We start from the raw sequence: 604 nt of genomic DNA, 5'->3' as shown, positions 1-604 counted from the left end.
CCCTCTTCCCATTCCTGATTCATGCCGCTATAGTTCGCGGCCCTCGACGGCCGGTCCGGCGGCGGGGGGCAAAAAAAGGCGTCGAAAAGATGTTGACGTCCTTGGAAACTCTCGTATAATGTGCGGCTCCCTTGAGCGAAACGCCCTGGGATGGCAGGCCGGAAGGCCGCCGGGTTTGACGATCTTTGACAGTGTGCGCAGGAAATTTGTGCGGGCGCCTGCTGGGGATGGATGAGTCCATTTCTTGCAGACGTTCAGCCAAGAGCTTTAAGTCAATTGAGTTATCAAGCGATAAGAAGCCAAGGTCGAGCATCTGCAGACAAAGCTATAAGCTTTAACTGAAGAGTTTGATCCTGGCTCAGAGTGAACGCTGGCGGCAGGCCTAACACATGCAAGTCGAGCGGCAGCACAGGAGAGCTTGCTCTCTGGGTGGCGAGCGGCGGACGGGTGAGGAATACATCGGAATCTGCCCAGTTGTGGGGGATAACGTAGGGAAACTTACGCTAATACCGCATACGACCTACGGGTGAAAGCAGGGGACCTTCGGGCCTTGCGCGACTGGATGAGCCGATGTCGGATTAGCTTGTTGGTGAGGTAAAGGCTC

The 604-nt window shown here is 55.8% G+C and carries 1 rRNA gene; it reads left to right on the top strand.

The window, feature by feature from the left end:
- Positions 1 to 335: 335 nt before the first annotated feature.
- A 16S ribosomal RNA gene (locus N788_RS10880) occupies positions 336 to 604 on the top strand; the annotation flags it as partial.

It is taken from the genome of Arenimonas donghaensis DSM 18148 = HO3-R19 (assembly GCF_000743535.1).
Lineage (GTDB): Bacteria > Pseudomonadota > Gammaproteobacteria > Xanthomonadales > Xanthomonadaceae > Arenimonas > Arenimonas donghaensis.
The sequence above is the reverse complement of the archived record's forward strand: the minus strand, read 5'-3'. Positions and strand labels throughout refer to the sequence as shown.